The organism is Ruegeria sp. YKSD179 (assembly GCF_059612885.1).
Genome location: NZ_JBXWRL010000029.1, coordinates 24,990 through 43,557 on the forward strand (window position 1 = coordinate 24,990; position 18,568 = coordinate 43,557).

The window sequence follows — 18,568 nt, forward strand, 5'->3', positions numbered from 1 at the left end:
CCTTAACCAGGCCTGCGGCATGACAACTTCATGAGACAGAACAGAAACATTCTGTGTATCGGCTCCGTTCTCTGGGACGTAATTGGCCGTTCAGCCAGCGCCATGCGCCATGGATCGGACGTGCCGGGTCGGATCACCCGCCTACCCGGTGGCGTGGCGTTGAATATCGCAATGACGCTTGTTCGGTTTGGAATGACCCCTACGCTTCTGACGAATGTGGGCCGCGATCCCGAGGGCGATGAATTGGTCCGTGCCTGTTCCCGTCTCGGCATGGTGACGGATTACATTTACCGCTCACAAGACCTGCCAACCGATCGTTACATGGCTGTCGAAGGCGCCAACGGCCTAATTGCTGCGATTGCTGATGCGCACTCGCTTGAGGCTGCAGGGCGGAAGATTTTGCATCCTGTAATCCGTGGACCATTGGGACATGAGAACGCTCCATTCGAAGGCCAAATCGCACTGGACGGTAATCTGACACAGGACTTGCTTGAAGAAATCGCTCAAGGCGCTGCTTTTGCCCGGGCCGATCTACGCGTGGCTCCGGCCTCTCCGGGAAAGGCTGAGCGCTTGCTTCCTTTTCTGAAGCACGCCCGAGCGACGCTATATGTAAATCTCGAGGAAGCGGGATTACTGTGTCAGCGGGACTTCACCGATTCAGAAAGCGCGGCCAAAGGTCTGTTGGATCGTGGCGCTCTACGCGTTTTGGTTACCGATGGCGGCAACTCGGCAACGGTCGCATCAGCATCGGGAGTTTTAACCCAAACACCTCCGTCTGTTTTGGTGACCCGCGTTACCGGCGCGGGCGACACTTTCATGGCTGCTCATATTGCCGCCGAATCCGGCGGAGCAGATGAGGCCATGGCGCTAAGCCGAGCCTTGAAAGCCGCCGCAACTTACGTTTCCGGAGAAACACCACTGTGATCGACATTCAATATTCCTCCGAAGTTCGAGCCGCCAAAGAAGCTGGCCAACCGATTGTCGCGCTGGAAAGCACCATTATTACTCATGGCATGCCCCACCCGCAGAACATCGAGGTGGCCGCACAAGTCGAACAGGACATCCGCGATGCAGGTGCTGTGCCTGCCACGATGGCCGTTCTCAATGGCAAGTTGAACGTGGGCTTGGAGTCCGAACAGTTGCAAGAATTGGGTCGCGCTCAGGGAGTTGCCAAAATTTCGCGTGCGGATATGGCGGCCTGCATGTCCGGTGGGGGGACTGGTGCGACGACTGTTGCCGCCACGATGATTGCTGCCCGTTTCGCTGGAATCGAAGTTTTTGCCACCGGAGGTATAGGTGGTGTTCATCAAGGGGCGGAAACGACCTTTGATATTTCCGCCGATCTGCATGAACTGGCACAAACGTCGGTTACGGTTGTCGCTGCTGGGGCAAAGGCGATCCTTGATTTGGCCAAAACTCTGGAAGTTCTCGAAACTTTAGGCGTGCCGGTCATCGCGTTCGGTCAGGACGAGTTTCCCGCGTTCTGGTCCGCCAAATCTCCCCTCGCAGCTCCACTGCGTATGGACAGCACCGAGGAAATCGCCAAGGCACATGCCATGCGCCGCGCCTTGGGCATTCCGGGTGGGCAACTGGTGGCAAACCCGATTCCCGATGCTGATCAGATTCCTGCCAAGGAATTGGCCCCAATCATCGCGGCGGCACAAGCTGATGCCGACGCTCACAGGATCACGGGAAAAGGAGTTACACCCTATCTGTTGCAGCGAATCTTCGAGCAGACCGAGGGACGTTCACTGACCGCAAATATTGCTCTGGTCCGCAACAACGCGCGGCTTGCCGCCAGAATAGCGACAGCTTTGTCAGCGCACGACGCACAAGTCTGCCCTATTGTACCGATGCCCGGAACTGCTTAACTAAATTCTCAAATCACTCAGGACTACATAGCCAGAAACATAATGAACACACCATTCGACGAAGAGCCTCATCGCCGCCCCGGTTTGTTAGCCGGTCTTCGCGCGTCTTTTTTGACGGGTATCGTCGTGATCGCCCCGGTTTGGCTGACGATTTGGCTAATCTGGTCTGTTGTGGGATGGATTGACAGCGCTGTTCTGCCACTGGTCCCGCAGCGTTTCCAACCCGAGGAATATGTCGGCATTAATCTGCGCGGCGTCGGCGTCATTATTTTCCTTTTCTTCACGATAATTGTTGGATGGATCGCCAAGGGCATTTTGGGCCGGTCGCTAATACACTTTGCCGAAAGTGTGGTGGATCGCATGCCTGTCGTCCGGTCTGTTTATTCCGGGATCAAACAAATCTCGGAAACCGTATTTGCGCAGACCGAAAGATCATTCGAAAAAGCTTGCCTGATCCAATATCCACGCCGGGGAATTTGGGCCATCGGCTTTGTTTCGACTACAGCCCGCGGCGAAGTCAGTACACGCGCAGAAACCAGTGGAGAGTTGTTAAGCGTCTTCGTCCCGACCACCCCAAATCCAACGTCCGGCTTCTTGCTGTTTTTCCCAGCTGAAGACGTTATCCTGCTAGATATGTCGATTGAAGACGCGGCAAAACTCGTAATCTCGGCTGGGCTTGTCTATCCCAACGACAAGGACCCCACGCAACCGCCTGAATAATCAGCCGAACATGGCATGAAGGTCGACAGTGCTGCGCTCGCCCAAGTCGGATTTGTGGTTGCGCAAAAAGGCGTCGGCAGCGGACTGACCCGCGTGTTTCAGGCGGTGCAACACAACTGGGTTCGGCACAATTTTGGTTGCCGCCGAAAGGTCGTTCATCAAGGCATCATCAGCGATCATGTGGATGAGAACACGGCTCATTTCCCCGGCTTTTAACTTACCGTCTTGTAGTAGGCGCTGCACGAAACTAATTGCCCGCAATTCTCTGAACAGAGAGGAGTTAAAACTGATTTCGTTGATGCGGTTTTGAATTTGCTGCGGCGTCTTTGGCACCTCGTCCCGCTCTAGTGGATTGATATTCACGATAACAACATCGTCTGGCAAGTCCCCGTTGAACAGCGGGTAAAGAGCCGGATTTCCAGTATACCCGCCATCCCAATATGCCTCAGTTCTACCGGATTTCGGATCAAAAATTTCAACTGCCTTGAACAAGTTCGGCAGACAAGCCGACGCCAATATTGCATCCGTCAAGATTTCCTGCCCAGTAAACACCCTGATCTTGCCGCTCCGGACACAGGTCGCACAAACAAACAGGCCAGGCCCATCTTTTGCACATATTTCATCGAAATTGAATCGGTCTACTACCGGCTCTAAAGGATTGCGGTAAAATGGACCGTAGGCGTACGGCGACACGAGACGGGACCACGTGTCGGCCATTGAGAATGGAACTGAATATTCCAATGCTTGCGCAATATGCGCAGGTTCCAAGCCGCGCATCCAATGGGCAATTCGCATGTCGCCAATGGCTCCCATACGCTTCCACAAACCGTCCAGATTGTCCCGTGCGCCTTGGCGCCCGGCATGAACCATTCCGGATTTAAAGGCAGCACCGTTCAAGGCACCGGCAGAGGTTCCCGTGATAGCCGCAACCTCAATGTCTTCTTCATCCAGCAGCCGGTCCAAAACACCCCATGTGAAGGCTCCATGTGCTCCGCCGCCCTGCAATGCCAGATTTATTCGTTTCAACTTCGCGCCCCCGTAACAATTCCAAATTCCATTGGAAGCTCGATTGTGGATCTGCCGTCGGAACCAAAAACAGTGATCACAGGAATCAACTTTAGATCGTCACAAAGCTGTCCAGCCCCCATCAACCGAGATCGTCGTACCCGTGATCTGTGCAGCTGCGTCCGAGCATAGAAAAACCGCCGTGCCGCCAAGTTGTTCGACCGTTGCAAATTCTTTGGATGGTTGCCGCTCTAGCATGATGTTCTTAATCACGTCCTCCCGGCTCATGCTGTATTCTTTCATTGTGTCGGGGATCTGAGCCTCGACCAATGGAGTCAGGACGTAACCGGGGCAGATCGCGTTACAGGTAATCGGCTCTTGCGCCGTTTCCAAGGCAATTGTCTTGGTCATGCCGACTACGCCATGTTTTGCCGCCACATAGGCCGCCTTGTAGGGAGATGCCGTTAAACCATGCGCCGAGGCAATATTGACGACGCGCCCCCAACCCGCTTCTCGCATCATTGGTAGCGCAGCTGCCACCGTGTGAAAGGCAGAGTTCATATTGATCGCTATGATCGCGTCCCATTTATCGACTGGAAATTGGTCAATCGGCGCGACGTGTTGAATACCCGCATTGTTGATCAAGATGTCGCAGGAACCTGCTTGCTCGATCAGTGCACGGCATTCCTCGCCCTTTGACATGTCTGCCTTTATGTACCGCGCGTTGGTGCCCGTTTCTTGGGCGATGCCGGCAGCCAGTGCGTGGTCTTCATCACGATCAGTAAAAGAATTCAGGATCACGTCCGCTCCGGCTTTGGCCAGTTCCCGCGCAACACCCAGACCGATACCCGAATTCGAACCGGTGATGATTGCAGTTTTTCCTGACAGGCTCATGCCACCTCTCCCACAGAGTCGATTCACTAACACAGTGCCATGCTGCACCTGCAAAGAAAACGGGGAAACGTCGCCGCAGTTTGCCACATGCAGCACCAACCCTATTGCCAAAAAAAACGCCCGCACGAAGCGGGCGTTAAGTTATTGAGGCAGGTTTCATACAGGCAAGAAACCTATCGAGCAGTGCATCCTTTATAAGCAATTCCGTGCCGTCATCCAAGCTAAAAGTTTGATAATATGAAAAATCATGGGTACGATGAATCTCAAACAAAATAAGGCCAGAGCAGGATTGTTTCCAAAATGAGCCCCAATATTCTCTGCCGCGTCCGATCAATGATCGTGGGAATCGCACCGATTTTTTCCGCGACTTTCGCGCACGCAGATTCGGCCCATGGCATAGCTATGTATGGAGACCCTGCCCTACCACCGGATTTTGTGTCTCTACCCTATGCGAACCCCGATGCGCCTAAGGGCGGTAGGGTCGTGTTCGGCAATACTGGCGGGTATGACAGTTTGAATCCATTTGTCCAGAAAGGCACCTCTCCCTGGCAATTGCGATTTTGGACGCACGAGGGGCTGATGGGCCGATCTTGGGACGAACCCTTCACTCTTTACGGTTTGTTAGCCGAATCAGTTGATACTGCGCCCGATAGGTCTTGGGTGGAATTTACACTGCGGGAAGAAGCCCGTTTTTCGGACGGCAGCCCTGTTACAATTGACGATGTTATCTGGTCATATGAAACGCTAGGCACACAAGGCCATCTACGCTATCGCGGGTTATGGGGCAAGATCGACAGCATCGAACAAACGGGACCGCGCAGTGTTCGAATTTCTTTCAATGAACCGGACAGGGAACTGGCCCTGATCGCTGGACTGCGCCCGATTTTGAAAAAGGAACAATGGGACGGTAAAGAATTCGCTGACGCTCAGCTGCATGACGTCCCAATCGGGACTGGCCCATATGTTATTGATGACTACGAGGCCGGGCGTTACGTCAACTTGCGTCGCAATCCCGATTATTGGGGCGCCGACATTCCTTTTCGCCGCGGTACCATGAACCTTGATGACATTCGCATCGAGTTTTACGGAGATGGCACCGTGTTGTTTGAGGCGTTCAAAGCCGGAGAGCTGTCGGCTGTGCGCGAGTTCAACGCTGACAAATGGGAAACGCAGTATGGTTTCCCTGCGGCCCAACGCGGAGACATCGTAAAAACCGAAATTCCCCATGGCAAACCATCAGGCATGACTGGTTTTGTGATGAATACCCGAAAAGCTCCGTTTGACGATTGGCGAGTGCGTGAGGCATTGATGCTCGCGTTCAACTTTGAATTCATAAACGACACGATCACTGGAGGCGCACAGCCCCGTATCACCTCGTATTTCTCGGGATCTGATCTTGCCATGCTACCAGGTCCGGCCGCAGGTCGCGTAAGGGAGCTGCTTGAACCGTATGCCGACGACCTGCCGCCGGGCGCGTTGGAGGGTTACTCATTGCCTGAAAGCGATGGATCGGCAAGAAACCGGGCCAATATCAGAAAAGCGTCACAGCTGTTGGCAGAAGCAGGTTGGACAATTCAAGACGGAGTTTTGCGCAATCAAAACGGCGACCCGTTATCGATTTCAGTTCTGCTACAACAAGGTGATACGGACAATCAAACAGCTGTGGAAATCTATGCGCGCGCCTTGGAGCGGCTTGGCATCAAAGTAACGACGGAATTGGTCGACAGCGCGCAATTTGCAGGACGAACGTCTGAGCATGATTTTGAAATAACAGTATTCCGCCGTGCGCTTTCCCTATCGCCGGGTAACGAACAACGCTTGTATTGGGGGAGTGAAAACGCGAATACGCCGGGCACGCGGAATTTGATGGGCGTGACCTCATCGGCCGTTGACGGGCTGATCGACGAAATGTTGGCGTCGGAAGATCGCGAAGACTTCGTGGCCGCGACACGAGCATTGGACCGTGTTCTTACAACTGGCCGTTATGTGATACCGATCTGGAGCTTCGACGTCGGTCGGATCGCCCACGCCAAAGAACTTAAATTTCCAGATACGCTTCCAATCTATGGCGATGGACCGGAATATATGCCTCAGGTCTGGTGGTACGAGGATTGACAGCGGCCTCTTAGTTCCATAATTCGTGAAATATGGAAGTAAAATTGCAAGACAAGTTAGGCGCCCTAGCGCATCCAAAACGGCTGGAGCTGTTTCAGTTGCTGATGCGCCGCTATCCAGACTCGGTGCCGGCAGGTGAAATCGCAGCGGCGCTATCATTCAAGCCAAACACGACATCAACCTATCTCAACGCACTGAAGTCTGCAGATCTTATCCAGCAGGCCCGCGACGGCACATCGCTTCAGTACAGCGCAAACCTGCCAGCAATTCGCGGGCTGTTCGATCAACTACTAGGCAATTGCTGCCAAAACCGCCCAGATCTCTGCCTACAAGCAACTAAAGACACCGTAATGACCAGCAAGGATCGCATACTAAACGCGCTGTTTATCTGCACCGGAAACTCTGCCCGCTCAATCATGGCTGAGGCTATTTTAAATTCGGAAGGTGACGGAAAATTCCGCGCTTATTCCGCAGGAACTGCTCCTTCAAATGCCCCAAGCCCTACGGTTTTGGACCTGTTGCAGCAAAAGGATATCGATACAAGCAGTTTGCGCTCGAAATCGGTGGAGGAATTCTCTGGTCCTGACGCGCCAAAGATGGACTTTGTTTTCACGGTCTGCGATCACGCCGCGAACGAAACGTGCCCCACATGGCCCGGCCAACCGATGAGCGCCCATTGGGGATTGGCCGATCCGGTTAAAGCACAAGGAACAGATGCGCAAAAGAAACTGGCCTTTCAGCAAACTTACGGATTATTGCGCAATCGGATCACAGCGTTTGTCAGCCTGCCATTTGAGACCCTTGATCGTATTTCTTTACAACACAAAGTGGACGATATCGGCCGGATGACCGATTGATACACTCGCAATCCTAGGAAATCTGTAATGCAAGCCCGACAGTATTTTGCTGAATTCCTTGGCACTGCCTTTCTGCTGATCGGCGTGGTCGGCTCTGGAATCATGGCCCAGACTTTGTCGGAAGGGAACGTTGCCTTGGCCCTTTTAGCCAATGCGATTGCGACGGGTTGTATCCTGTTTGTGATAATCGCCACCCTTGGCCCCGTGTCTGGCGCCCATTTCAACCCAGCCGTGACATTGGCCTTTGCCATGCGAGGTGAACACCCGTGGAAAGCGGTTGCCCCCTACATTCTAGTTCAGTTGGCAGGTGGAATCATCGGCGTCTGGGCCAGTCACTACATGTTTGACCTACCAATCCTACAAACCTCGGAGACACTGCATCGCACTGGTTCGCATCAATGGTTTTCAGAAATTATCGCGACTCTGGGCCTTCTTTTTGTAATTTTCGGCGGAATTCGGCACAAACCGGATACGGTACCAGCGCTTGTGGGTCTCTATATTACGGGCGCCTACTGGTACACATCATCCACAAGTTTTGCTAATCCGGCCGCAACAATCGCAAGAGGCCTTACAGACACCTTTGCTGGCATATATCCCGGTCACATTCCAATGTTCATTTTAATGCAAATTTTTGCGATGTTTATCGGACACATAGTCCTGAACTGGCTATTCAATCCCGCGGATTGAGGGGTCTACACCCGCTCACCTAAAAACAGACTTATACGGCTTTTTTGATCCATGTTGAGGGGGTATTTCGTCGACCTAGCAGACGAAAAGAGCTGCGACATTTTGTCATGTCAGCAGGAGTGTCCGCGCATTCGTACGCTAGTTGAGGGGAGAGCAGTCCTGAAAACCGCCATAAGGAAGGCTCGCAAATGCTGAATTGGGCTGATCTTACGCAAGACTGGAGCGCTTTGTATTCACGCGCGAAACTCAGGTTTCCGAACCTGCGTGACAAAGACATGGCGACAATGCGCAAGGATCGCAAACAATTCGAAGCATACTTGGCTGAGCGTCACCACCTAACAGTCACCGAAGCCCGAGAAGAGCTTGAAGACTTTCTATATACCGAGGGATTGAAGCGAGAGATTACGGCTCGCTAAGCCAGCGACGTTACCCAAAGGATGGTGGCATCTTCGTCGCTGACGGAAACGACATTATGGCCCATGCTGGCATCATAATATGCGCTGTCCCCTCGTCGCATCTCAACCGATTCATAAAACTCGGTATACAGCCTGACGACCCCTGTCAGAACGTAAAGGAATTCTTCACCGTCGTGGCGCACCCAACCCTCGAATTCTTCCATTGACCTCGCCCGAACACGAGCGCGGTATGGCAGCATTTGCTTGTTGGTAAGAGTTTCGGCCAAAAGTTCATGCTCGTAAGTGGTGGTGGCATGGGCAGTTCCGTCGCCCATCTTGGTGACGGCCATTCGCCCCAATACCTGATCGCGCTGCGGCGGAGTAAAAAGCTGCGGCACTGAAATCTCTAGACCCGTAGCAAGCTTTTTCAGGGCGTCATATGTCGGCGACATCTGCCCGTTTTCGATCTTGCTAAGCGTCGAACGCGCAAGGCCCGCCTGGCTGGCCGCCTGTTCCAGCGTCCAGTTGCGGGCTTTGCGAAGCTCGCGGACTCGCGCTCCAAGATCCAGCGGCTCAATGTGCGCCGGCTCGCCACTGTCGCGCGCAATTCGAATTAGGGATTTCGGATCACTTGTCGTCATAGCCAACTCTATAGGGCCAGCGCGACGTGCTTGCAACGCGCCAGCTACCGAGTTAGCCAGACCTCATGCTTTCTGTTTTTGATCAGGGTCCTGCCAAGCCCTGCCCCGCTCCGTTCAACATGGCAGCGCATGTATTGCGAAAAGCCGAAGAACATGCCGAGAAAACGGCACTTTCTATTTTGCGAAATGACGGCTCTGAAGACTGGAGTTATCGGGAACTAAAGTCGGCGATTTTGGGAACAGGCACAGGGTTACTAAAAGCTGGGCTGCGCCCGGGCGACTTGGTGCTCTTGCGCCTAGGCAACAGCGTCGAATTTCCAATCGCTTACCTTGCGGCCATCGCGGTGGGGATCGTGCCAATCCCGACATCGTCTCAGTTAACGGAGACAGAGACCGGACAGATTATCGAAGATCTTTCTCCTACCGCTGTTCTACGCGACCCGGAAATTGCCTGCGCACCTCATACCTACCAGATTACACTAGACGAGCTCGCAAATATGCGTGACCTGTCGCCAGCAGAATTCGAAATGGGTGATCCGAACCGACTTTGCTATGTTATCTACACCTCTGGCACTTCGGGCAAGCCCCGAGCGGTTGCCCATGCGCATCGGGCGATCTGGGCACGGCAGATGATGGTTGATGGTTGGTACGGTCTTAGCGAAACGGACCGCTTGTGCCATGCAGGAGCGTTCAACTGGACATACACTTTAGGTACTGGGCTAATGGACCCGTGGACTACCGGCGCGACTGCCCTGATCCCCAAACCAGGTACTGATCTAAGGAATCTGCCTAGGCTGTTGCAGGCGCATCGCGCCACAATATTTGCTGCTGCACCCGGGGTTTTCAGGAAACTCCTGCAGAATCCTAATCTGCCTGAAATGCCCGACTTGCGTCATGGGTTATGCGCGGGCGAAAAGCTGTCCCGTCACCTTCATGAACATTGGAGCAAATCTACAGGGACGGAGCTCTACGAAGCTTATGGGATGTCCGAGTGTTCGACTTTTATCTCATCCAGCCCATCACACCCCGCCCGGGATGAAGCGCTTGGACGGCCGCAACTGGGTCGTCGCATTGCAATCGTTGGTCCGAACGGTCCCGTTCCACAAGGACAAGAGGGCACCATTGCCATTCACCGTGAAGACCCTGGTTTGATGCTGACATACCTGAATGCCCCCAACGAAGCCGAAGCAAAGATGCAAGGCGAGTGGTTTTTAACCGGTGATCAGGGTGCGATGGCCGTGGACGGACAGATCACTTATTTGGGTCGAGATGACGATATGATGAACGCTGGTGGGTACCGCGTATCGCCGGTCGAAGTGGAAGCTGTTCTGGCGCGTTATCCCGGCATTACCCAAGTTGGAGCCGCCGCGGTTGAAGTCAAGCAGGACTCGGCCATTATCGCTGCCTTCTATACTGGACCAGAAAAGCTGGACGAAAACGCGTTGCGCACTTATGTCTCCGAAAAGCTGGCGCGCTATAAACAGCCGCGCGCCTTTGTTCACCTCTCAGCCATGCCCACCGGGGGCAATGGCAAACTCCTGCGCCGCGCCCTGCCGGCCTATTTTAAGGCATCTGTTGAATGAGCCAGACCGTCAAACTTGACATCATGTCCGACCCGATCTGCCCTTGGTGCTATATCGGCAAAACGCACTTGGACAAGGCTTTGGCCGCCGTGCCTAACCACCCCTTTGTAATTGAATGGCACCCATTTCAGCTTAATCCCGACATGCCCACCGTAGGTATGGATCGCCGGGAATACCTTGAACGAAAGTTCGGCGGCAAGGATGGCGCTGTGAAGGCATATGCACCCGTTGTAGAACATGCCGAAAAAGCCGGCCTGTCTATCGATTTCGAGGGCATGAAACGTACGCCGAACACGCTGGACGCGCATCGGCTCATCCACTGGGCCGGGATCGAGGGCAAACAGGATGCTGTTGTCGATGCACTTTTCAAGGCCTACTTTGTCGAGGCCCGAGATATTGGCGATCACGAGGTACTGGCCGATGTGGCAGACAGCGTTGGTATGGATGCAGCGGTTGTGCAAAAACTGCTGAAATCAGACGCCGACCGCGAAGACATTAGTGATCGCGACAAGCACTCGCGGCAGATGGGCGTAAACTCGGTTCCCACCTACATTGTCGCGAACCAGCATGCCGTACCAGGTGCGCAACCTCCTGAGTTATGGGGGAAAGTGATTGATGAGATAATGTCTCAAATTGAGGCTTCATCTGCAGAATAACACATATCACTGTGCATTTTCCGACCTAGTTCCACCCGCCTCACCATGATAGCGCGGACCGGAAGGAGTGTTTGATGACCAGCCGCATGTCACGGGGTGAGTTCATTGCGCTTATCGCAATGATGTTCGCCACGATTGCCTTTTCGATAGATTCGATGCTGCCTGCGCTGCCGGAAATCGGAGCGCAACTCAGCCCCACTGATTTGAATAAGGCACAACTGATCTTAACATCATTCGTTTTGGGAATGGGTATTGGCACTTTCTTTACCGGTCCAATCTCGGATGCTCTTGGTCGCAAGCCAGTGATTTACGCAGGTGCGTCGCTTTATATTGTTGCGTCGGTCATTGCATGGGCCAGTTCTTCACTGGAAGTGTTACTGGCAGCCCGAGTTTTGCAAGGGCTAGGGGCCGCCGGCCCCCGTATCGTCGCGATGGCGATCATTCGCGATCTGTATTCGGGACGCGAAATGGCGCGCATCGTTTCGATAGCAATGATGATCTTTACGTTGGTCCCTGCAATTGCACCAATGCTGGGCGCGGGTGTGATTGCGCTGTTCGGATGGCGCTCTATATTCGTCTCATTTATCTTATTTGCCACAATCATACTGATCTGGATGACCGTGCGGTTGCCAGAATCACTTGCCGCCGAGAACCGCCGCCCTTTCCGCCTGCCTTTGATCATAGCGGCAGTAAAAGAAATGTTTCTGCACCCGACGGTTCGGTTGTCGATTTTTGTTCAAACGTTGTGCTTGGGTACTTTGTTTACCATGCTAACGATGGTCCAGCCAATCTATGACGTGATACACGACCGTGCCGACAGCTTTCCTTTTTGGTTTGGTTTTGTCGCTTTGATTTCTGGTTCAGCCAGCCTGCTGAATGCAGCAATTGTAATCAGGGTTGGGATGCGTCGTATCGTGACGTGGGCTTTGGGGTCGCAAGCGGTCATCACACTGGCTGTGATCCTGCTGAACTCATCTGCACTAACTCCAGAAGGCTCATTTGCGTTGTTCGTGTTTTGGCAGACGACTGTCTTCTTTTTAGCGGGCGTAACCTTGGGCAACTTGAACGCCATCGCAATGGAACCCATGGGACATATCGCAGGCATGGCAGCCTCGGTAATCGGAGCAGTTTCAACAGTATTAGCCGCCGCTATTGCCGCGCCAGTCGGTTTGCTGTTCGACGGATCGATCGCTCCGTTGGCAATTGCGATTCTTACCATGTGTGTTTTCGGTTTTGTGCTGATGCTGCATATGGGTCGGATAGAAGACAGATTGTTGGCCTGATCTGTGCATGAAAGCGGAATCGCGTTATCCTGACCCTGTTTTCCGGGGAGGGAGTTGTAATGAGTTACGATTATGATCTGGGGACTTACACTTGTCCCGTAACGACCTCTTCGTCCGAGGCGCAGGTTTGGTTCGACCGAGGCCTGGTTTGGACCTATGGCTATAACCACGATGAGGCAGTCGCATGCTTTCAACGCGCAGTTGACGCCGATCCGGACTGCGCGATGGCTCATTGGGGTGTAGCGTACGCCGCTGGCCCAAATTACAACTTACCATGGGATTTGCGTGATGATCAGGGCCGCGCCAAGGCTCTGGCCATCGCTTTTGATGCGACTCAACAGGCCTTGAGGCTGATCGACCAGTGTTCACCGGTCGAACAGGCGCTTATTCAGGCGTTGCCGTCCCGCTACCCTCAGCGCGAACCAATCGAGAAAATGCATCAATGGGATTATGAATATGCAGATGCCATGCGCTCTGCGTTTTCCGCCCAGCCTGATCATCTGGACCTACGAACGATTTATGTCGAGGCTTTGCTGAATCTGACCCCTTGGAAAATGTGGGACCTGAAAACCGGCCAACCAGCTGATGGCGCAGCTACGTTGGAGGCCCAAGATGCTTTGGAAAAGGCCATGTCGGACGACCCCGACGCCATGACCCATCCCGGGCTTTTGCATTTGTACGTACACCTGATGGAGATGTCCCCGACCCCAGAAAAAGCTCTTAAAGCCGGCGATGTCCTACGCACATTGGTGCCTGATGCGGGCCATCTGGTTCATATGCCCACACACATTGATGTTTTATGCGGCCATTACCACGACGTTGTCTACTGGAACGAAAAAGCTTCGGTGGCAGATTTGAAGTATTACGAGCGCGAAGGTGCATTCAACATCTACACCGGGTATCGCCAACACAATTACCATTTTGCAATTTACGGTGCGCTGTTTCTGGGTCAGATCGAACCGGCTTTGCAGGCCAATGAAGGCCTTTGGGAAACGACACCGGAAAAGATGTTGCAGATCGAAAGCCCACCCATGGCAGATTACTTTGAAAGCTACATGTCAATGGGTCCCCATATCTTAGTTCGATTTGGTCGATGGGACGAAGCAAAGGCGTTGAAACTACCGTCGGATCCAGATTTGTACCGCACACTGACTGCAACAACACATTATGCCCGAGCGGTAGCCTTTGCCGCGACGGGTCATGTCGCTGATGCAGAAGAGGAAGAAGAACGGTTCCTTGCCGCCAAGGGTCGGGTGCCCGAAACGCGACGACTTCACAATAACAGAGTCATTGATCTTCTTGAAATCGCTACGGAAATGCTTCGCGGTGAAATCGAGTATCGAAAGGGAAATTACGAATCCGCATTTTCGCATTTACGGCGTTCTGTCGAACTGGACGATACTTTGCCCTATGACGAGCCGTGGGGCTGGATGCAGCCAACGCGTCACGCTCTGGGCGCACTCCTATTCGAACAAGGGCACGTTGCAGAAGCTGAAATCGTCTATCGCGAGGATTTGGGGCTGGGCGGCGAACTAAGCCGTGCATCGATCCACCCGGACAACGTTTGGAGCTTAAAGGGTCTGCATGATTGCCTTAGTGCGCGAGGAGAGGAGCTTGAAATTAAGCAAATCAAGCAGCGTCTTGACCTTGCTCTTGCCCGCGCGGATCGCGCTGTAGCAGCCTCTTGTTTCTGCGCCCAGGCCGCTATGAAGGCTGCAGAATGAAACTGAAATTTGCCTTGGCGATTGCTTTGATTTGCACTTCAGCCATAGCGGATCGTCAGACATTCACGCCAGTGGACCAGGCAGACCGCGATGCAACTTTGGTCTCATTCCGTGCCGAATTATTGGCAAAGATACAAGCACGAGACATCGATGCAGTCGTTGCATCGGCATGTCCCGACATTTACCTCAGTCACGGTGGCGAAGGTGGACCCAACGAGTTACGAGCCAATTTGATTATGAACTCTGAGGGGGCAGATCAACAGGTTGGCGTTGAAGCCAGCGAACAAATCGATGCGTATTGGACTGCATTGCAAAACACATTGTCGCAACCGGGATACTTTGACGATCAGGGAGAATTCTGGATGCCGCATCAATGGCAAATCACGCTCCCGGCCCGCTTAGATCCTGCGATCACCTATTTTGTGACTGGTGAAAATGTTTCACTTCGCACAGGTGCATTTCAAGGCGCATCGATCAGCGCTCTCATAAGTCATGAAGTTGTAATCGTACCGCAATTTCAGTCTGACTCTGATTATCAGCAAGTTCTTTTGACCGATGGGACCACAGGTTTCATGCACAAAGATTATCTTTGGTCCATGATCGGCTATCGTGCTGCAATTGTTAAATCGGAAGATGGCGACTGGCAGCTTTGTAGTTTTGTCACTGGCGACTAGGTCTTTGTCTTTTTCTTCTCAGCTCTCGCTTTTTCCGCCAGATCTCGTGCAATGGCGAAAGCGCCTTTGATCTTATCGCTATCCTTTTTCCAATCGCGACGAACAACAATCTTGTTATCCTTGACTTTAGCCAAACCACGTTGGTTCCGGATAAACTCGACCAATCCTTGGGGGGATGCAAACTTGTCGTTGTGGAACTGAATGGTTGCACCCTTTGGCCCGCCATCAAGCTTGGCGATTCCAGCGCGTTTGCACATCGCCTTGATGCGTACGACTAACATAAGCGTGTTAACCTCTTTTGGCAGTGCGCCAAAACGGTCGATCAGTTCAGCTGCAAACCCCTCAAGCTCAACTTTTGTGGAAAGAGAAGACAGACGGCGATAAAGGCCCAGGCGCACATCCAGATCGGGCACGTATTCCTCTGGGATCAATACCGGAACACCCAGATTGATCTGCGGAGCCCATTGGTCATCAGCATCGCTTAAACCTTCCATTTCGCCTGCTTTTATCTTGGCAATAGCTTCTTCCAACATCGACTGGTAAAGTTCATACCCTACATCGCGCATCTGGCCGGATTGCTCTTCTCCCAGCAAATTGCCAGCACCGCGAATGTCCAGATCCTGCGATGCCAACGTAAATCCGGCCCCTAACGTATCAAGCGACCCTAAAACCCGCAGGCGTTTCTCGGCAGCTGGTGTTAAACGTGTGCGTGGTTTGGTGGTCAAATATGCGTACGCTCGCGTCTTTGATCGCCCTACCCGGCCGCGTATTTGATACAGCTGGGCAAGCCCGAACATATCCGCGCGATGCACGACCATTGTGTTTGCCGTGGGTATGTCCAATCCGCTTTCGACAATGGTCGTCGCCAACAGCACATCGAATTTTCCATCATAAAATGCGTTCATTCGATCGTCGAGCTCGCCCGCCGCCATCTGACCATGCGCGACTACGAAAGTGAGTTCAGGGAGTTGTTCTTTAAGAAAATCTTCGATTTCAGGCAGGTCTGAAATACGCGGAACGACATAAAAGCTCTGCCCGCCGCGGTAGTGCTCGCGCAGCAACGCTTCGCGAATTGTTACCGCGTCGAATTCACTGACGTATGTCCGGATCGCAAGTCGGTCGATGGGCGGGGTGCCAATGATTGACAAATCCCGAACCCCGGTCAACGACAGTTGCAGGGTCCTAGGGATGGGTGTGGCAGTAAGCGTAAGCACATGAACATCACTACGCAGCTGCTTAAGTCTTTCCTTGTGGGCGACGCCAAAGTGCTGTTCTTCATCGATAATAAGAAGACCCAGGTTGTTGAACTTAATACCCTTGGCCAACAGAGCGTGCGTACCGATGACAATATCGACTGTGCCGCGAGCCAAACCATCCCTGGTCTGTTGGGCCGCTTTGCCCGAAACAAAGCGCGACAATTGCCGAACTTCCAACGGAAAACCCCGGAAACGATCTGAGAAACTGGCTGCATGTTGCCGAGCCAACAGCGTTGTTGGAGCAATAACTGCCACCTGCACACCTGACATTGCTGCGACAAAGGCGGCACGCATGGCAACCTCGGTCTTTCCAAAGCCAACATCGCCGCAGATCAGACGATCCATCGGCGCGCCGGAATGCATATCCTCCATAACTTCGGCAATAGCACGAAGTTGGTCGTCAGTTTCCTGATACGGGAAGCGCGCGCTGAATTCTTCCCATGCGTGTGGCGGTGGGTCCATAACCGGCGCCTTGCGCAGCGCGCGTTCAGCCGCAATGCGGATCAACTTGTCCGCCATCTCGCGAATGCGTTCTTTTAGTTTGGCTTTTTTGGCCTGCCAAGCCCCGCCGCCCAGGCGATCAAGCAATCCTTCTTCGTGGCCATACTTTGATAACAGCTCGATATTTTCGACAGGTAAGTACAGCTTTGATTGTTCGGCATACTCCAATAACAAGCATTCGTGAGCCGCACCTGCCGCAGTAACGACCTCCATTCCCTTATAGCGACCGATACCGTGGTCTACGTGAACGACCAGATCGCCGGGACTGAGTGATTGCGTTTCTGTTAGGAAGTTCTCAGCCTTGCGGCGTTTTTTAGGTGCTCGGATCAGGCGGTCCCCCAGCACATCCTGTTCCGCAATTACGGTCAGATCATCAGATTCGAACCCGTGTTCCAAAGCCCAAACGGCCAAATGAAGGCCGCGTTTCCCCACACCTGAACCGTCTGAAACCAGAATTGTTCCGGCCAGCCCCTCATCCTCGATCAATCCACTTAAACGTTCGCGTGCACCGTCTGAGTATGACGCAATCAATACCGGTCCATGGACCATCCTGTCTTTGATATGACTTGCCAGCGCAGCGAACAAACTGATGTTCTCTTGTTGGCGTTCGGGTGCAAAGTTGCGACCAATTCGTCCACCTGCGTCAATCACACCCGGCCCACTGGCCTGTGGTAAAGGACTGAACTGCATGACACGTCGGTCCCCGACCGCCTCCTCCCACGCTGCGTCATCCAAATACAGCAGATTTGGAGGTGCCGGCTTGTAGACAGTGTCCATTCGCGACCGGTTCTCCAACGCCATACGTCGCGTCTCGTACTGATCCTTTATACTATCCCATCTTGCTAACCGTGCTGGTGTGACCTGGTCATCCAGGGTCAGAGTCGCTCCTGGAAGATAGTCAAACAGAGTTTCCAGCCCGTCGTGAAAAAAAGGCAGCCAGTGCTCCATCCCTTGGTGCTTGCGACCGGCGCTGACAGCCTCGTAAAGCGGATCGTCGGTACCTGCCGCGCCGAATTCGATGCGATAATTCTGCCGGAACCGCGTTATCGCCGTCTCGTCCAAAATAATCTCTGAAACAGGAGCCAATTCAACAACGTCTAGCTTTTCAGTCGTGCGTTGGGACACGGGGTCAAACCGACGCGCACCGTCCAGTACATCGCCAAACAAGTCCAGCCGCACCGGACCAGACTCTCCCGGAGGGAAAATATCGAAGATTCCACCGCGGATAGCGTAATCTCCAGGTTCCATGACTGTTGGGCTCTGAGTGAACCCCATACGCACCAAAAAACTCCGAAGGCCATCTTCGTCAATGCGGTGATCAACTCGGGCAGTAAAGGCTGCTTCGCGCAAAACGCCCCGGGCGGGAACTCGCTGTGTCGCTGCATTTAGCGTAGTCAGCAGAACAAATTGCCGGGGCATTTTGTGAACGAGCGCGGCAAGTGTGGCAACGCGGGCGGCTGAAATGTCCGCATTGGGAGAAACCCTGTCGTACGGTAAGCAATCCCATCCGGGAAACAGAAAAACCGGCATCTCCGGCGCAAAAAACGCAAGCGCGGCCCGCATTGCCTCCATACGCTTATCATCGCGGGCAATGTGGAGGACCGGGCCGCCTGACCGATGGATTTCCTTTAGAACAAGTTGCGCGTCAAACCCTTCGGGGGCGCCGCCGACCGTCACATGGATCGGAGCCTTCATTGCCATGCCTT

At 53.5% G+C, this 18,568-nt stretch carries 16 protein-coding genes; 12 read left to right on the forward strand and 4 right to left on the reverse strand.

What is annotated here, in order from left to right:
• Positions 1–30: 30 nt before the first annotated feature.
• The 3 genes from AC2FNE_RS14190 to AC2FNE_RS14200 are packed head-to-tail and all read left to right on the forward strand — an operon-like array spanning position 31 to position 2,591.
• Positions 31–924 (forward strand): PfkB family carbohydrate kinase, encoded by an 894-nt coding sequence (locus AC2FNE_RS14190; RefSeq protein WP_170477704.1) that lies wholly within the window; start codon positions 31–33, stop codon positions 922–924.
• Positions 921–1,871, forward strand: coding sequence for a pseudouridine-5'-phosphate glycosidase (locus AC2FNE_RS14195; protein ID WP_496805636.1), 951 nt, complete (start codon positions 921–923; stop codon positions 1,869–1,871). Before AC2FNE_RS14190 ends, AC2FNE_RS14195 begins: the two co-directional genes overlap by 4 nt.
• 42 nt (positions 1,872–1,913) lie before the next feature.
• On the forward strand, positions 1,914–2,591 hold the full coding sequence (locus AC2FNE_RS14200; RefSeq protein WP_170477710.1) for a DUF502 domain-containing protein: 678 nt from the start codon (positions 1,914–1,916) through the stop codon (positions 2,589–2,591).
• On the opposite strand, the gene AC2FNE_RS14205 is transcribed toward AC2FNE_RS14200, so the two are convergent.
• Positions 2,592–3,617 (reverse strand): patatin-like phospholipase family protein, encoded by a 1,026-nt coding sequence (locus AC2FNE_RS14205; RefSeq protein WP_496805637.1) that lies wholly within the window; start codon positions 3,615–3,617, stop codon positions 2,592–2,594.
• A gap of 99 nt (positions 3,618–3,716) precedes the next feature.
• Positions 3,717–4,490, reverse strand: a complete 774-nt coding sequence (locus AC2FNE_RS14210) for a 3-hydroxybutyrate dehydrogenase (protein WP_170477718.1) — start codon at positions 4,488–4,490, stop codon at positions 3,717–3,719.
• 300 nt (positions 4,491–4,790) lie between these two features.
• Between AC2FNE_RS14210 and AC2FNE_RS14215 the strand changes: the two genes are divergently transcribed.
• The 4 genes from AC2FNE_RS14215 (at position 4,791) to AC2FNE_RS14230 (ending at position 8,565) form a co-directional block, all read left to right on the forward strand.
• Entirely contained in the window at positions 4,791–6,605 is a 1,815-nt protein-coding gene (locus tag AC2FNE_RS14215) for an extracellular solute-binding protein (RefSeq protein ID WP_496805638.1), read from the forward strand.
• 32 nt (positions 6,606–6,637) lie between these two features.
• Complete coding sequence (locus AC2FNE_RS14220) at positions 6,638–7,462, forward strand: arsenate reductase/protein-tyrosine-phosphatase family protein (protein ID WP_496805639.1); 825 nt, start codon at positions 6,638–6,640, stop codon at positions 7,460–7,462.
• A gap of 27 nt (positions 7,463–7,489) precedes the next feature.
• Positions 7,490–8,149 (forward strand): aquaporin, encoded by a 660-nt coding sequence (locus AC2FNE_RS14225; protein WP_496805640.1) that lies wholly within the window; start codon positions 7,490–7,492, stop codon positions 8,147–8,149.
• 188 nt (positions 8,150–8,337) lie between these two features.
• Positions 8,338–8,565, forward strand: coding sequence for a hypothetical protein (locus AC2FNE_RS14230; protein WP_170477728.1), 228 nt, complete (start codon positions 8,338–8,340; stop codon positions 8,563–8,565).
• On the opposite strand, the gene AC2FNE_RS14235 is transcribed toward AC2FNE_RS14230, so the two are convergent.
• Complete coding sequence (locus tag AC2FNE_RS14235) at positions 8,562–9,185, reverse strand: helix-turn-helix domain-containing protein (RefSeq protein ID WP_170607761.1); 624 nt, start codon at positions 9,183–9,185, stop codon at positions 8,562–8,564. The two genes, AC2FNE_RS14230 and AC2FNE_RS14235, sit on opposite strands and share 4 nt — an antisense overlap.
• Positions 9,186–9,250: 65 nt before the next feature.
• Between AC2FNE_RS14235 and AC2FNE_RS14240 the strand changes: the two genes are divergently transcribed.
• The 5 genes from AC2FNE_RS14240 to AC2FNE_RS14260 all read left to right on the forward strand — a co-directional run bounded on the left by AC2FNE_RS14240 (position 9,251) and on the right by AC2FNE_RS14260 (position 15,105).
• Positions 9,251–10,768 (forward strand): class I adenylate-forming enzyme family protein, encoded by a 1,518-nt coding sequence (locus AC2FNE_RS14240; RefSeq protein ID WP_170607759.1) that lies wholly within the window; start codon positions 9,251–9,253, stop codon positions 10,766–10,768.
• Complete coding sequence (locus tag AC2FNE_RS14245) at positions 10,765–11,424, forward strand: DsbA family oxidoreductase (protein ID WP_170477733.1); 660 nt, start codon at positions 10,765–10,767, stop codon at positions 11,422–11,424. Before AC2FNE_RS14240 ends, AC2FNE_RS14245 begins: the two co-directional genes overlap by 4 nt.
• A 74-nt stretch (positions 11,425–11,498) precedes the next feature.
• Complete coding sequence (locus AC2FNE_RS14250; protein ID WP_170607758.1) at positions 11,499–12,707, forward strand: multidrug effflux MFS transporter; 1,209 nt, start codon at positions 11,499–11,501, stop codon at positions 12,705–12,707.
• 59 nt (positions 12,708–12,766) lie between these two features.
• The gene (locus AC2FNE_RS14255) at positions 12,767–14,431 is read left to right on the forward strand and encodes a tetratricopeptide repeat protein (RefSeq protein WP_170607756.1); all 1,665 of its coding nucleotides are present in this window, start codon (positions 12,767–12,769) and stop codon (positions 14,429–14,431) included.
• Entirely contained in the window at positions 14,428–15,105 is a 678-nt protein-coding gene (locus tag AC2FNE_RS14260) for an SH3 domain-containing protein (RefSeq protein WP_170607754.1), read from the forward strand. The genes AC2FNE_RS14255 and AC2FNE_RS14260 overlap by 4 nt, the downstream gene beginning before the upstream one ends.
• Here AC2FNE_RS14260 and mfd read toward each other — a convergent pair.
• Entirely contained in the window at positions 15,102–18,557 is a 3,456-nt protein-coding gene (gene mfd, locus AC2FNE_RS14265) for a transcription-repair coupling factor (protein ID WP_437436824.1), read from the reverse strand. The two genes, AC2FNE_RS14260 and mfd, sit on opposite strands and share 4 nt — an antisense overlap.
• Positions 18,558–18,568: the final 11 nt, after the last annotated feature.

Excerpts from the sequence above, each read along its gene's own strand:
- AC2FNE_RS14190 (WP_170477704.1), top strand. The coding sequence starts at position 31 with ATGAGACAGAACAGAAACATTCTGTGTATCGGCTCCGTTCTCTGGGAC.
- AC2FNE_RS14200 (WP_170477710.1), top strand. The coding sequence starts at position 1,914 with ATGAACACACCATTCGACGAAGAGCCTCATCGCCGCCCCGGTTTGTTA.
- AC2FNE_RS14210 (WP_170477718.1), bottom strand. The coding sequence starts at position 4,490 with ATGAGCCTGTCAGGAAAAACTGCAATCATCACCGGTTCGAATTCGGGT.
- AC2FNE_RS14215 (WP_496805638.1), top strand. The coding sequence starts at position 4,791 with ATGAGCCCCAATATTCTCTGCCGCGTCCGATCAATGATCGTGGGAATC.
- AC2FNE_RS14220 (WP_496805639.1), top strand. The coding sequence starts at position 6,638 with ATGGAAGTAAAATTGCAAGACAAGTTAGGCGCCCTAGCGCATCCAAAA.
- AC2FNE_RS14225 (WP_496805640.1), top strand. The coding sequence starts at position 7,490 with ATGCAAGCCCGACAGTATTTTGCTGAATTCCTTGGCACTGCCTTTCTG.
- AC2FNE_RS14230 (WP_170477728.1), top strand. The coding sequence starts at position 8,338 with ATGCTGAATTGGGCTGATCTTACGCAAGACTGGAGCGCTTTGTATTCA.
- AC2FNE_RS14235 (WP_170607761.1), bottom strand. The coding sequence starts at position 9,185 with ATGACGACAAGTGATCCGAAATCCCTAATTCGAATTGCGCGCGACAGT.
- AC2FNE_RS14240 (WP_170607759.1), top strand. The coding sequence starts at position 9,251 with ATGCTTTCTGTTTTTGATCAGGGTCCTGCCAAGCCCTGCCCCGCTCCG.
- AC2FNE_RS14245 (WP_170477733.1), top strand. The coding sequence starts at position 10,765 with ATGAGCCAGACCGTCAAACTTGACATCATGTCCGACCCGATCTGCCCT.
- AC2FNE_RS14250 (WP_170607758.1), top strand. The coding sequence starts at position 11,499 with ATGACCAGCCGCATGTCACGGGGTGAGTTCATTGCGCTTATCGCAATG.
- AC2FNE_RS14255 (WP_170607756.1), top strand. The coding sequence starts at position 12,767 with ATGAGTTACGATTATGATCTGGGGACTTACACTTGTCCCGTAACGACC.
- AC2FNE_RS14260 (WP_170607754.1), top strand. The coding sequence starts at position 14,428 with ATGAAACTGAAATTTGCCTTGGCGATTGCTTTGATTTGCACTTCAGCC.
- mfd (WP_437436824.1), bottom strand. The coding sequence starts at position 18,557 with ATGAAGGCTCCGATCCATGTGACGGTCGGCGGCGCCCCCGAAGGGTTT.